This window comes from Burkholderia sp. BCC1993, assembly GCF_905339865.1.
In the GTDB taxonomy this organism is placed as follows: domain Bacteria; phylum Pseudomonadota; class Gammaproteobacteria; order Burkholderiales; family Burkholderiaceae; genus Burkholderia.
The window spans coordinates 172,595-186,238 of sequence record NZ_CAJPGZ010000018.1 but is presented as its reverse complement, the minus strand read 5'-3'; the positions used below and the strand labels follow the sequence as shown (position 1 = coordinate 186,238).

At 66.2% G+C, this 13,644-nt stretch carries 14 protein-coding genes; 11 read left to right on the top strand and 3 right to left on the bottom strand.

Going from position 1 to position 13,644, the window contains the following annotated elements; all coding sequences use genetic code 11:
• Positions 1–149: 149 nt before the first annotated feature.
• On the bottom strand, positions 150–926 hold the full coding sequence (locus U4Y91_RS28435) for an enoyl-CoA hydratase (protein WP_006762438.1): 777 nt from the start codon (positions 924–926) through the stop codon (positions 150–152).
• A 129-nt stretch (positions 927–1,055) separates the two neighbouring features.
• On the opposite strand from U4Y91_RS28435, the gene paaN reads away from it, so the two are divergent.
• The 5 genes from paaN to paaK all read left to right on the top strand — a co-directional run bounded on the left by paaN (position 1,056) and on the right by paaK (position 6,680).
• Positions 1,056–2,762 (top strand): phenylacetic acid degradation protein PaaN, encoded by a 1,707-nt coding sequence (gene paaN / locus U4Y91_RS28430; RefSeq protein ID WP_321807865.1) that lies wholly within the window; start codon positions 1,056–1,058, stop codon positions 2,760–2,762.
• A gap of 87 nt (positions 2,763–2,849) precedes the next feature.
• On the top strand, positions 2,850–4,052 hold the full coding sequence (gene pcaF / locus U4Y91_RS28425) for a 3-oxoadipyl-CoA thiolase (RefSeq protein WP_321807864.1): 1,203 nt from the start codon (positions 2,850–2,852) through the stop codon (positions 4,050–4,052).
• A 45-nt stretch (positions 4,053–4,097) separates the two neighbouring features.
• On the top strand, positions 4,098–4,889 hold the full coding sequence (paaG, locus tag U4Y91_RS28420; protein ID WP_321807863.1) for a 2-(1,2-epoxy-1,2-dihydrophenyl)acetyl-CoA isomerase PaaG: 792 nt from the start codon (positions 4,098–4,100) through the stop codon (positions 4,887–4,889).
• Between the two features lies 1 nt (position 4,890).
• On the top strand, positions 4,891–5,343 hold the full coding sequence (paaI, locus tag U4Y91_RS28415) for a hydroxyphenylacetyl-CoA thioesterase PaaI (protein WP_044845873.1): 453 nt from the start codon (positions 4,891–4,893) through the stop codon (positions 5,341–5,343).
• A 38-nt stretch (positions 5,344–5,381) separates the two neighbouring features.
• Positions 5,382–6,680 (top strand): phenylacetate--CoA ligase PaaK, encoded by a 1,299-nt coding sequence (gene paaK / locus U4Y91_RS28410; RefSeq protein WP_321807862.1) that lies wholly within the window; start codon positions 5,382–5,384, stop codon positions 6,678–6,680.
• 136 nt (positions 6,681–6,816) lie between these two features.
• On the opposite strand, the gene U4Y91_RS28405 is transcribed toward paaK, so the two are convergent.
• Positions 6,817–7,941 carry a murein transglycosylase A gene (locus tag U4Y91_RS28405; protein ID WP_321807861.1) on the bottom strand — a complete coding sequence of 375 codons (1,125 nt, stop codon included), beginning with the start codon at positions 7,939–7,941 and terminating at the stop codon, positions 6,817–6,819.
• Positions 7,942–7,969: 28 nt separating this feature from the next.
• Between U4Y91_RS28405 and U4Y91_RS28400 the strand changes: the two genes are divergently transcribed.
• A complete protein-coding gene (locus U4Y91_RS28400; protein WP_006758475.1) occupies positions 7,970–8,113 on the top strand; it encodes a hypothetical protein in 144 nt (47 codons plus the stop codon).
• Positions 8,114–8,128: 15 nt separating this feature from the next.
• Here the strand turns inward: U4Y91_RS28400 and apaG are convergent, their stop codons facing one another.
• Entirely contained in the window at positions 8,129–8,503 is a 375-nt protein-coding gene (gene apaG, locus U4Y91_RS28395; RefSeq protein ID WP_057924835.1) for a Co2+/Mg2+ efflux protein ApaG, read from the bottom strand.
• Positions 8,504–8,679: 176 nt separating this feature from the next.
• On the opposite strand from apaG, the gene rpe reads away from it, so the two are divergent.
• The 5 genes from rpe to trpD all read left to right on the top strand — a co-directional run bounded on the left by rpe (position 8,680) and on the right by trpD (position 13,636).
• Positions 8,680–9,366, top strand: coding sequence for a ribulose-phosphate 3-epimerase (gene rpe / locus U4Y91_RS28390; RefSeq protein ID WP_011883156.1), 687 nt, complete (start codon positions 8,680–8,682; stop codon positions 9,364–9,366).
• A gap of 4 nt (positions 9,367–9,370) precedes the next feature.
• Positions 9,371–10,126, top strand: coding sequence for a phosphoglycolate phosphatase (locus tag U4Y91_RS28385; protein ID WP_321807860.1), 756 nt, complete (start codon positions 9,371–9,373; stop codon positions 10,124–10,126).
• A gap of 358 nt (positions 10,127–10,484) precedes the next feature.
• Positions 10,485–11,978: an anthranilate synthase component I gene (gene trpE, locus U4Y91_RS28380; RefSeq protein WP_321807859.1), complete on the top strand. Its 1,494-nt coding sequence runs from the start codon at positions 10,485–10,487 to the stop codon at positions 11,976–11,978.
• Positions 11,979–11,991: 13 nt separating this feature from the next.
• Positions 11,992–12,591, top strand: a complete 600-nt coding sequence (locus tag U4Y91_RS28375) for an aminodeoxychorismate/anthranilate synthase component II (RefSeq protein WP_321807858.1) — start codon at positions 11,992–11,994, stop codon at positions 12,589–12,591.
• A 13-nt stretch (positions 12,592–12,604) separates the two neighbouring features.
• Positions 12,605–13,636 carry an anthranilate phosphoribosyltransferase gene (gene trpD / locus U4Y91_RS28370; RefSeq protein ID WP_321807857.1) on the top strand — a complete coding sequence of 344 codons (1,032 nt, stop codon included), beginning with the start codon at positions 12,605–12,607 and terminating at the stop codon, positions 13,634–13,636.
• The last annotated feature ends 8 nt before the right edge of the window (positions 13,637–13,644 follow it).

Sequence of the window (13,644 nt, the reverse complement as noted above, 5' to 3'; positions counted from 1 at the left end):
CGCCGTCATCTCCGCAACCCCTTTGTGAAAATATTTTGAAAAAGCCCCCGTGCGCTGCCGCGCACGGGGGCTTTGGGTTCGTTGCACCGGGCGATCATGGCGGCGACCGACACCCGTCGCTCGCCGAGCGCCACCCGGCCGCCGGCGAATCAACGGTTCTTGAATACCGGCTTCCGCTTCTCGACGAATGCCGCCATCCCTTCCTTCTGATCTTCGGTCGCGAACAGCGAATGGAACAGTCGACGCTCGAAATGGACGCCCTCGGCCAGCGTCGTCTCGTACGCGCGGTTCACCGATTCCTTGACCATCATGACCGCTGGCAGCGAAAACTCGGCAATCGTCGTCGCAGCCGCAATCGCTTCGTCGAGCAGCTTGTCGGCCGGCAGCACGCGCGACACGAGCCCCGCCCGTTCCGCCTCGGCCGCATCCATGAAACGCGCCGTCAGGCACATGTCCATGGCCTTCGCCTTCGATACCGCGCGCGGCAGGCGCTGCGTGCCGCCAGCGCCCGGCATCACGCCGAGCTTGATCTCGGGCTGGCCGAACTTGGCCGTATCCGCCGCGAAGATGATGTCGCACATCATCGCGAGCTCGCAGCCCCCGCCCAGCGCGAAGCCCGCGACGGCAGCAATGATCGGCTTGCGGATCTCGCGGACGGTCTCCCAGTTACGGGTGATGTAGTCGCCGCGGTAAACGTCCATATAGGAATAGGTCGCCATCATGCCGATGTCGGCCCCGGCCGCGAACGCCTTCTCGCTTCCCGTCACGACGATCGCGCCGATCTCGTCGTCCGCGTCGAACGCCTTCAGCGCAGCGCCCAATTCATCCATCAATGCATCGTTCAGCGCATTCAGCGCCTTCGGACGGTTGAGCGTGACCAGCCCGACTCGCCCCCGGGTCTCCACCAGGATGTTCTCGTAAGACATCTATTTCTCCTCGATCAATGAAATGAGAAACGCCTCGCACATGCGAATAGTTTGATGCTACCATTCTCCGACCAACCGGTCGGTTAATTAATCGATCCAACCCTTCTCAACGTCCATCAGGCCGCCGTCATGACCCATGCACTGTTCACGAAGCACGAAGACACGCTGAAACACGCCCTCGCCGCCATCGAGAGCCGCGGGTACTGGAGCCCGTTCGCGGAAATGCCGAGTCCCAAAGTGTACGGGGAAAGCGCGAACGCCGATGGCGAAGCGGCGTTCAAGGCACACCTCGGCAACACGTTCGTGCTCGACCAGCCGGCGTCCGACGGAACAGTCGGCGCGGAGCAGTCGCCGTACGGGGTCGCGCTGGGCATCCGCTACCCGAAATCGACGCCCGACGAACTGATTGCCGCAGCCGCCGCGGCCCAGCGTGCATGGCGCGAAGCCGGCCCGAGCGCCTGGATCGGCGTCAGTCTGGAAATTCTCGCGCGACTGAATCGCGCGAGCTTCGAGATTGCCTACAGCGTGATGCACACGACGGGCCAGGCGTTCATGATGGCGTTCCAGGCCGGCGGCCCGCACGCGCAGGATCGTGCACTCGAAGCGGTCGCCTACGCATGGGACGAATTGCGTCGCATCCCCGCCGATGCGCACTGGGAGAAGCCGCAAGGCAAGAACCCGCCGCTCGCGATGCACAAGCGCTATACGATCGTCCCGCGCGGTACCGGCCTCGTGCTCGGCTGCTGCACGTTCCCGACCTGGAACGGCTACCCGGGCCTGTTCGCCGACCTGGCGACCGGCAACACGGTGATCGTCAAACCCCATCCGGGCGCGATCCTGCCGCTCGCGATCACGGTCCGCATCGCCCGCGACGTGCTGCGCGAAGCCGGCTTCGATCCGAACGTCGTCACGCTCCTCGCGACCGAGCCGAACGACGGCGCCCTCGTGCAGGACCTCGCACTGCGTCCTGAAATCAAGCTGATCGACTTCACGGGCAGCACGCAAAACGGCACGTGGCTCGAACGCAATGCTCACCAGGCACAGGTGTATACCGAGAAGGCAGGCGTCAACCAGATCGTGATCGACTCGACCGACGACCTGAAGGCCGCGGCCAAGAACATCGCGTTCTCGCTGGCGCTGTACTCCGGCCAGATGTGCACGGCACCGCAGAACATCTACGTGCCGCGCGACGGCATCCGGACGGCAGACGGTCATGCGAGCTTCGACGAAGTCGCGCAGGCCATCGCCGTCTCCGTGCAGAAACTGACCGGCGACCCGGCGCGCTCGGTCGAACTGATCGGCGCGATCCAGAACGACGGCGTGACCGCGCGCATCGCCGACGCGCGCAAGCTCGGCCGCGTGCTCGCCGACAGCCAGACGCTCCAGCACCCGACGTTCGCCGACGCTCGCGTGTGCACGCCGCTCGTGCTGCAGCTCGACGTGGCCGACCGCGCGAAGTTCACACAGGAGTGGTTCGGCCCGATCTCGTTCGTGATCGCGACCGACTCGACCGCGCAGTCGCTCGATCTCGCCGGCGAAATCGCCGCGGAACATGGCGCGCTGACGCTGTCCGTCTACAGCACCGACGAGAAGATCATCGACGACGCGCACGAGGCAGCGGTGCGTGGCGGTGTTGCGCTGTCGATCAACCTGACGGGCGGTGTGTTCGTCAACCAGTCGGCCGCATTCTCCGACTTCCACGGCACCGGCGCGAACCCGGCCGCCAACGCGGCGCTGGCCGACCCGGCGTTCGTCGCCAACCGGTTCCGCGTGGTGCAAAGCCGCGTCCATGTTGCACCGAAGGCAGTGCCTGCGGAAGCCGGCCAGACGGCATAACCCGAATGGCCGACGTGCAAACGCCGTCACGTTCTCTACCATGAACGAATCCGTCAACCGGCGGGTTCGTTGCACATCGACACACCCATGACCGACGCCTACATCTGCGACGCGATTCGCACCCCCATCGGCCGCTACGGCGGCGTCCTGAAAGACGTTCGTGCCGACGATCTCGGCGCGGTGCCGCTCAAGGCGCTGATCGAACGCAACCGCAACGTCGACTGGTCGGCAATCGACGACGTGATCTACGGCTGCGCGAACCAGGCCGGCGAGGACAACCGCAACGTCGCGCGCATGTCCGCGCTGCTTGCAGGCCTGCCGACCGCCGTGCCGGGCACAACGCTGAACCGGCTGTGCGGCTCGGGCATGGACGCCGTCGGCACCGCCGCGCGCGCGATCAAGGCGGGCGAGGCACGCTTGATGATCGCGGGCGGCGTCGAAAGCATGACGCGCGCGCCGTTCGTGATGGGCAAGGCCGCCAGCGCGTTCGCGCGCCAAGCCGCCATTTTCGATACGACGATCGGCTGGCGTTTCGTCAATCCGCTGATGAAACAACAATACGGCGTCGATTCGATGCCGGAGACGGCCGAGAACGTCGCGGTCGATTACGACATCAGCCGCGCCGACCAGGACCTGTTCGCGCTGCGCAGCCAGCAGAAAGCCGCGCGTGCGCAGCGGGACGGCACGCTCGCCGAGGAAATCGTCCCGGTGACGATTCCGCAGAAGAAAGGCGACGCGCTCGTCGTATCCGTCGACGAGCATCCGCGCGAAACGTCGCTCGAAGCGCTTGCCAAGCTGAAGGGCGTCGTGCGCCCGGACGGTTCGGTGACGGCCGGCAACGCGTCGGGCGTCAACGACGGCGCATGCGCACTGCTGCTCGCCAACGCGGAAGCCGCCGATCAATACGGGCTGCGCCGCCGTGCGCGCGTCGTCGGCATGGCGACCGCCGGCGTCGAACCACGCGTAATGGGCGTCGGCCCGGCGCCGGCCACGCAGAAACTGTTGCGCCAGCTCGGGATGACGATCGACCAGTTCGACGTGATCGAGCTGAACGAGGCGTTCGCCTCGCAGGGTCTTGCGGTGCTGCGCATGCTCGGTGTCGCCGACGACGATCCGCGCGTGAACCCGAACGGCGGCGCGATCGCGCTCGGCCACCCGCTCGGCGCATCGGGCGCCCGGCTCGTGACCACGGCACTTCATCAACTCGAGCGTACGGGCGGCCGCTTTGCGCTCTGTACGATGTGCATCGGCGTCGGCCAGGGCATCGCGATCGCCATCGAACGCGTGTAACCGCCGCACCGCGCGCCTATAACGAAGTCATAAAGGAGACACTGCATGTCATATCAGGCGATCCAGCTGGATATCGATCAGGCTGCCCGCGTGGCCACGATCACCCTCAACCGTCCGGACAAGCTGAACAGCTTCACGCGGGCAATGCACCGCGAACTGCAGTCGGCACTCGATGAAGTCGAGACGGCCGGCGCGCGTGCGCTGATCCTGACGGGTGCGGGGCGCGGCTTCTGCGCAGGCCAGGACCTGGCCGACCTCGACTTCACGCCGGGCGCGTCCACCGACCTCGGCACGCTGATCGACGAGCATTTCAATCCACTGATCCGCCGCCTGCAACGCATGCCGATTCCGGTGATTGCCGCCGTCAACGGCACGGCGGCCGGCGCCGGCGCGAATCTGGCGCTCGCCTGCGACATCGTGTTCGCCGCGCGCTCGAGCAGTTTCATCCAGGCCTTCGTCAAGATCGGGCTCGTGCCCGATTCGGGCGGCACATGGTTTCTGCCGCAACGCGTCGGCATGGCACGCGCGCTGGGGCTGGCCCTGACCGGCGACAAGCTCGGCGCCGAGCAGGCCGAACAATGGGGCTTGATCTGGCGCGCGGTCGACGACGATGCGCTCGCCGCGTCGGCCCGTCAGGTCGCCAACCAGCTCGCGCAGCAACCGACGCTCGCGATCGCGTCGATCAAGCAGTCGATGCGCGACAGCGTCACGAATACGCTCGACCAGCAGCTCGACCTCGAGCGTGACCTGCAGCGCAAGCTCGGCCAGTCGTACGACTACGCGGAAGGCGTGAAGGCGTTCATCGAGAAGCGCGCGCCGCGGTTCGAGGGGCGTTGACATGACCACCTCCACCGACACGCTCGACCCCGATGCGCTTGCCCGCGCGGCGGCACGGGCCATGTACGACGCGGACGCCTGCAGCCGCGCGTTCGGCATGGAAATCGCCGAAGTGCGCGCCGGCTACGCACGCCTGCAGATGCGCGTACGGCCGGAATTCCTGAACGGGCACCAGACCTGCCACGGCGGCATCATCTTCACGCTCGCCGATTCGACGTTCGCGTTCGCGTGCAACTCGTACAACCTGAATACCGTTGCGGCAGGCTGCTCGATCGAATACCTGCGTCCCGTCTACGGCAACGACCTGCTGACGGCCGAGGCGATCGAGCAGACACGCAGCGGCCGGCATGGCGTCTACGACATCCGCGTCACGAACCAGACAGGCGAAACGGTCGCGATGTTTCGCGGCAAATCGGCCCAGATCAAAGGCACGGTCCTCCCGGAAGATCGCTGACGTCCACGGCTCGCTCATAACAATCACTGGAGACAGGCATGACTACCCCGCTACCGCTCGAGCCGATCGAGACCGCTTCACGCGACGAGCTGACCGCGTTACAGCTCGAACGCCTGAAATGGTCGCTCCGGCATGCGTATGAGCACTCCCCCGTCTATCGCCGCAAATTCGACGAAGCGGGCGTGCATCCCGACGACCTGAAGACACTCACGGATCTGTCGCGCTTCCCGTTCACGACCAAGAGCGACCTGCGCGACAGCTACCCGTTCGGCATGTTCGCGGTGCCGCAGGACCAGATCTCGCGCATTCACGCGTCGTCGGGCACGACCGGCAAGCCGACCGTCGTCGGCTATACGGCGCGCGACATCGATACGTGGGCGAATCTCGTCGCGCGCTCGATCCGCGCGGCCGGCGCGCGGCGCGGCGACAAGGTTCATGTCAGCTACGGCTACGGGCTGTTCACCGGCGGGCTCGGCGCACACTACGGCGCCGAACGCGCAGGGCTCACCGTGATCCCGTTCGGCGGCGGCCAGACCGAGAAGCAGGTGCAGCTGATCCAGGATTTCCGGCCCGACATCATCATGGTGACGCCGAGCTACATGCTGTCGATCGCCGACGAGATCGAGCGCCAGGGCCTCGATCCCGCCCAAAGCTCGCTGCGCATCGGCATCTTCGGCGCGGAACCGTGGACCAACGACATGCGCGTGGCCATCGAGCAGCGGATGGGGATCGACGCAGTCGACATCTATGGGCTGTCCGAGGTGATGGGCCCGGGCGTCGCGTCGGAATGCGTCGAGACCAAGGACGGCCCGACCATCTGGGAAGACTACTTCTATCCCGAAATCATCGACCCCGAGACCGGCGAAGTGCTGCCGGACGGCGAACTCGGCGAGCTGGTCTTCACGTCGCTGACGAAGGAAGCGCTGCCGATCATCCGCTACCGCACCCGCGACCTCACGCGCCTGCTGCCCGGCACCGCGCGCACGATGCGCCGGATGGAAAAGATCACCGGGCGTTCGGACGATATGATGATCGTGCGGGGCGTCAACGTCTTCCCGACGCAGATCGAGGAACAGCTGCTGAAGCAGCGCGCGCTGGCACCGCACTATCAGATCGTGCTGACGAAGGAAGGTCCGCTCGACGTGCTGACGCTCAACGTCGAGCCGTGTCCCGAAACGGCGCCCGACACGGCGGCGATCCATGCGGCCAGACAGGCGCTCGCGTACGACATCAAGTCGCTGATCGGCGTGACGGCCGTGATCAACGTATTGCCCGTGAACGGGATCGAGCGCTCGGTCGGCAAGGCGCGACGCGTCATCGACAAGCGCAAGGGCTGATACCGGCTACGGCACGACGGCGTCCCGGAACAGCGATCATGCGCGGCCCTCGAAAAAACAGCCCGACCGGCCAAAACCGGTCGGGCTGCCTCGTCTCGATGCGCCGGCTACACGTGCGTGCCGGCGTCACCGCGCATCAAGAATTCGGGAACAGCAGCCACATCCGGCCGATCTGCTTCATCCGTCCAGCCTGGTCGCCGGCGTCGTCGCCGAGCCCCCAGAAATAGTCGGCCCGCACGCCGCCCTTGATCGCGGAACCCGTGTCCTGCGCGAACACGAGCCGGTTCATCGGCGTATTCGTCAGCGGACGCGTGGTCTGCAGGAACACCGGCGTGCCGAGCGGGATCGACGACGGATCGACCGCGATCGAACGCTCCGCCGTGAGCGGCACGCCGAGCGCACCGATCGGGCCGTCCGCGCCGCCGTGCGGTGCATCTTCCTTCGTCGGCATGTCGCGGAAGAACACGAATCGCGGATTCGTGTCGAGCAACGCATCCACGCGAGTCGGGTTCGCCTTCGCCCATGCCTTGATGCCCTGCATCGTCGCCTGGGCGGGCGTCAGCTCGCCGCGATCGAGCAGCCACTTGCCGATCGAGCGATACGGCTGGTTGTTGGTGCCGCCGAAGCCCACCCGCATCACCGAACCGTCGTCGAGCAGCACGCGTCCCGAGCCCTGCACCTGCAGGAAGAACGCCTCGATCGGATCGTCGACCCACACGAGTTCGTTGCCGTTCAGGATGCCGGCGCGCTCGAGCTGCGCGCGAGCCGGCAGCGCGGCACCGGCGCGATAGCCGGCCGGCCAGCGGTACAGCGCATATTGATAAGGACCGCGACGCACGCGGGAGCCGTGCAACAGCGGCTCGTAATAGCCGGTCACGAGCCCGTCGAGCGTGCCGTCGGTGTTCGCGAGCTGAAACGGCGTGAAATACGTTTCGAAGAATGCCCGCGCGGTACTGACGTCGAGTTCGTCGAGGCGATCGGCCGCCGCGCAGGCGCGCTGCCATGCCGGCTGGCGCGCGAGCCGCACACAGTTCTGCCGCAGCGCGGCCGTCGCGCCGATCAGCGAATCGTCCTGCCAGCCCGGCACCTGTTGCCAGGCAACCGGCGTCAGCCGCTTCGCGGCGACCTGCCCCGGCACGATCGCCGCGCCGGTCGGCGGCTTGAGCGTCGACGTGCGCGTCGGCGCGCCGCCGCACGCGGCAAGCAGTGCCGCCGTCGCGGCCGCCGCAACCCAGCCGGCCGCCCGGGGCCCAAACCACATACAATGTCCGATCTTGATGGAAACCGCCATGTCAGATTTTCTCGACCAATATCCGATGCTCATCTTCGCGCTCGAAGCCTTCGTAGCGCTTGCCCTGCTGATCTTCATCGTCGTGTGGACGTCGTCGGGCAGGAAGAAGCACGCCCGCGGCAACGACCGCCAGCCGCGCTGACCAGCGCCCGCACGCTCAATGCAGCGTGCGCGGCATGTGCAGCGCAAACTCGTCGACCGGCGCGTCGAACCGCTCGCCGTCCTCCGCCACGCAGAAGTACGCGCCGCGCATCGTGCCGACCGGCGTCGCGATCACGGCCCAGCTCGTGTATTCGAACTGTTCGCCCGGCTGCAGCAGCGGCTGGTGCCCGACGACGCCGAGCCCCTTCACTTCCTGCACGTGGTTTTCGCTGTCCGTGATGATCCAGTGACGCGCGATCAGCTGGGCCGCGACCTGCCCGGTATTGCGGATGGTCAGCGTGTACGCGAATGCGTATTGACGCCGATCGGGGTCGGATTGTTCCGGCAAGTAGCTGGTTTTCACCGAAACGGTGAACTGATACTGACTCATGATGTTTCCGCTGTAGGTAACCGCCGCGCCGACTCGAGCGGCAGGGCCGCGGGCGCGCCGCACTGGTTCGGCATTCTATGCGGAATCGGGCCGCATCCGCACGGCCCGTCGCCGCGCGCCGGGTCGCCGGACGGTAGAATGGCGGTTTTGCGCCGCTGCGTCCCCGCTCCCCTGTCATGACTCAATTCCGCATCGCTCCCAGCATCCTGTCGGCCGACTTTGCACGGCTCGGCGAAGAAGTCCGCAACGTGGTCGCCGCCGGCGCCGACTGGATTCACTTCGACGTGATGGACAACCATTATGTGCCGAACCTCACGATCGGCCCGCTCGTCTGCGAGGCGATCCGCCCGCACGTGCAGGTGCCGATCGACGTGCACCTGATGGTGCGCCCGGTCGACCGGATCGTGCCCGATTTCGCGAAAGCCGGTGCAAACCTGATCAGCTTCCACCCGGAAGGCTCGGACCACATCGACCGTACGCTGTCGCTGATCCGCGATCACGGCTGCAAGGCCGGCCTCGTGTTCAACCCGGCAACGCCGTTGAACTATCTCGACCACGTGATGGACCGCCTCGACTTCGTGCTGCTGATGTCGGTGAACCCCGGCTTCGGTGGCCAGTCGTTCATTCCGGAAACGCTGAACAAGCTGCGCGAAGCGCGCGCCCGCATCGACGCGTACACCGAGCGCACCGGCCGCGAGATCCTGCTCGAGGTGGACGGCGGCGTGAAAACCGACAATATCGCGGAAATCGCAGCGGCCGGCGCGGACACCTTCGTCGCGGGTTCGGCGATCTTCGGCAAACCCGACTACCGCAAGGTGATCGACGAAATGCGCGCCGCGCTCGCCACTGTCGAGCGGAGCTGACGCCGTGGCCGACTCCTCGCTTGCCGGTCACGCACCGGCTACAGCCGACGTCTCGGTCCGTTTCGCGACGCCGCGCATCGACGCGGCGCTGATCGACCTCGACGGCACGATGGTCGACACGGCCGACGATTTCACGGCCGGGCTGAACGGAATGCTCGCGCAGCTCGGCGCGCCGGCCACGTCGCGCGACGAGGTGATCGGCTACGTCGGCAAGGGCTCCGAGCATTTGATCCAGAGCGTGTTGAAGCCGCGCTTCACGCCCGACGAAGCGCACGCGCGCTTCGACGACGCGCTCGCGATCTACCAGACCGAATACGCGAAGATCAACGGCCGCCACACGCGTCTCTATCCGGACGTCGCAACCGGCCTCGATGCGTTGCGCACGGCCGGCATCCGGCTCGCATGCGTGACGAACAAGCCGCACCGCTTCGCGGTCGAGCTGCTCGAGCAATACGGGCTGATCGATCGCTTCGGCATCGTGCTGGGCGGCGACAGCGTCGCGCGCAAGAAGCCCGATCCGCTGCCGATGCTGACGGCGTGCGAAGCGCTCGGCGTCGCGCCGGATGCGGCGGTCGCGATCGGCGACTCGGAAAACGACGCGCTGGCGGGCCGCGCGGCCGGGATGGCGACGCTGACGGTGCCATACGGCTACAACCACGGCAAAGCTATACAAACGATAAATTCGGATGGTATAGTCGATTCGTTGCTGGTCGCAGCCCGCGCGATCACCGCGCACAACGCCGGCCGGCCAACCCTCTGATTATTTCTTCCATCCGCATGTTTCTGAATAAAAAACGGAGTCTGAGCAGCATCGACCGGGGAGCCTGGCCCTGGCGTCGCTGGTCGCGCTAACCTCTTCGATGAGGTACGCTGAGGCACGTCTTCAGCGCCGTTTTTTATCTCGCTGCGCAGCCGCGCGCCGATCGTCGCACCACCTCGAGTTCTACCGCGTCCGAATGCCTGCGTTCAGGACCGGCCGCAGGCTCGCGACGTTCACGCCCGGCGTGCCGGCCGGCAACAGGCACTTCTCGATCGACCGCCCTTTCGCCGACGGCAGCCCGCGCAACGTCAAGTGATCCCTGGCGCACGCCGCCGCTCGTCCCGAACAGGACCGGAACATGACCGAACTCGAATTCCAATCGCTTGCGAACGAAGGCTACAACCGCATCCCGCTGATCGCGGAAGCGCTCGCCGACCTCGAAACGCCGCTGTCCCTCTACCTGAAGCTGGCCCAGCCTGAACGCGCGGGCGCCAACTCGTTCCTGCTCGAGTCGGTGGTCGGCGGCGAACGCTTCGGCCGCTATTCGTTCATCGGCCTGCCCGCCCGCACGCTGGTGCGCACCCGCAACGGCGTGTCCGAAGTGGTGCGCGACGGCCAGGTCGTCGAGACACACGACGGCGATCCGTTCGAATTCATCGAGTCGTTCCAGGCGCGTTTCAAGGTCGCGCAGCGTCCCGGCCTGCCGCGTTTCTGCGGCGGCCTCGCCGGCTACTTCGGCTACGACGCGGTGCGCTACATCGAGAAGAAGCTCGCGAACACCGCGCCGCGCGACGATCTCGGCCTGCCCGACATCCAGCTGCTGCTCACCGAGGAAGTCGCGGTGATCGACAACCTCGCCGGCAAGCTCTATCTGATCATCTATGCGGACCCGGCCCAGCCGGAAGCCTATACGAAGGCCAAGCAGCGCCTGCGCGAGCTGAAGCAGCGCCTGCGCACGACCGTGCAGCCGCCCGTCACGTCGGCGAGTGTGCGCACCGAGACGTTCCGCGAGTTCAAGAAGGAAGACTATCTGGCCGCCGTGCGCCAGGCGAAGGAATACATCGCGGCCGGCGAACTGATGCAGATCCAGGTCGGCCAGCGTCTGACGAAGCCGTATCGCGACAATCCGCTGTCGCTGTATCGCGCGCTGCGTTCGCTGAATCCGTCGCCGTACATGTACTACTACAACTTCGGCGATTTCCACGTGGTCGGCGCGTCGCCGGAAATCCTGGTGCGCCAGGAAAAGCGCGGCGAAGACCAGATCGTCACGATCCGTCCGCTCGCCGGCACGCGTCCGCGCGGCAACACGCCCGAGCGCGATGCGGAACTCGCGACCGAACTGCTGAACGATCCGAAGGAAATCGCCGAGCACGTGATGCTGATCGACCTCGCGCGCAACGACGTCGGCCGCATCGCGGAAATCGGCTCGGTGCAGGTGACCGACAAGATGGTGATCGAGAAGTACTCGCACGTGCAACACATCGTCAGCTCGGTCGAAGGCAAGCGGAAGCCCGGCATGACGAACTACGACGTGCTGCGCGCGACGTTCCCGGCCGGCACGCTGTCCGGCGCGCCGAAGGTGCGCGCGATGGAACTGATCGACGAGCTCGAGCCGATCAAGCGCGGGCTGTACGGCGGCGCCGTCGGCTACCTGTCGTTCTCGGGCGAGATGGATCTCGCGATCGCGATCCGCACGGGCCTGATCCACAACGGCAACCTGTATGTGCAAGCGGCGGCCGGCGTCGTCGCGGACTCGGTGCCCGAATCCGAATGGCAAGAGACCGAGAACAAGGCGCGCGCGGTGCTGCGTGCGGCCGAACAGGTCCAGGACGGCCTCGATAGCGACTTCTGACCGGAGACTGACCATGCTGCTCATGATCGACAACTACGACTCGTTCACCTACAACCTGGTCCAGTACTTCGGTGAACTGGGCGAGGACGTGCACACCTATCGCAACGACGAAATCACGCTCGACGACATCGCGCGCCTGAATCCCGCCGCCATCTGCCTGTCGCCCGGCCCAAGCAATCCGCAGCACGCCGGCATCACGCTCGACGTGCTGCGCGAATTCGCGGGCAAGAAACCGATCCTCGGCGTCTGCCTCGGTCACCAGGCGATCGGCGAAGCATTCGGCGGCCGCGTCGTGCGCGCGAAGACCATCATGCACGGCAAGGTGAGCCGGATCGAAACCGACTGCCGCGGCGTGTTCGCCGACCTGCCGAAGCATTTCGACGTCACGCGCTACCACTCGCTCGCGATCGAACGCGAATCGCTGCCCGACTGCCTCGAGGTGTCCGCGTGGACCGACGACGGCGAGATCATGGGCGTGCGCCACAAGACGCTGCCGATCGAAGGCGTGCAGTTCCACCCGGAATCGATCCTCTCCGAGCACGGCCATGCACTGCTCGAGAATTTCCTGAAGCAGCATCGCGCAGCGGCCCGCACGGCCGCGCCGGCAGCCTGACGGGAGACGCACGATGACGATTACCCCGCAGGAAGCGCTGCAACGCACGATCGAGCACCGCGAGATCTTCCACGACGAAATGCTGCACCTGATGCGGCTCATCATGCGCGGCGACATGTCGCCCGTGATGGCGGCCGCGATCATCACCGGGCTGCGCGTGAAGAAGGAGACGATCGGCGAGATCGCCGCCGCCGCGACCGTGATGCGCGAATTCGCGAACCACGTCGAAGTGCAGGACAACTCGAACTTCGTCGACATCGTCGGCACGGGCGGCGACGGTGCGCACACGTTCAACATCTCGACCGCGTCGATGTTCATCACGGCGGCGGCCGGCGCAAAGGTCGCGAAGCACGGCAACCGCGGCGTGTCGAGCAAGTCCGGCAGCGCCGACGTGCTCGAGGCGCTCGGCGTGAACATCGACCTGCAGCCCGACCAGGTTGCCGCATCGATCGCTGAAACCGGCATGGGCTTCATGTTCGCGCCGAACCATCATCCGGCGATGAAGAACATCGCGGCCGTGCGCCGCGAGCTCGGCGTGCGGACGATCTTCAACATTCTCGGCCCGCTGACTAATCCGGCCGGCGCGCCGAACCAGCTGATGGGCGTGTTCCACCCCGACCTCGTCGGCATCCAGGTGCGTGTGATGCAGCGCCTCGGCGCGCAGCACGTGCTGGTCGTGTACGGCAAGGACGGGATGGATGAAGTGTCGCTGGGCGCCGCGACGCTCGTCGGCGAATTGCGCGACGGCAAGGTGCGCGAATACGAGATCCATCCGGAGGACTTCGGCCTGCAGATGGTGTCGAACCGCACGCTGAAGGTGGAAAATGCCGAGGAATCGCGCACGATGCTGCTCGGCGCGCTGGACAACCAGCCGGGTGTCGCACGCGAGATCGTCACGCTGAACGCGGGCACCGCGCTCTATGCAGCCAATATCGCCGAATCGATCGCTGACGGCATCCAGCTCGCCCGCGAAGCGATCGCGAGCGGCAAGGCACGCGCGAAGGTCGACGAACTCGTGCGCTTCACGCAGCAGTTCAAGCGCTGACTCCCATT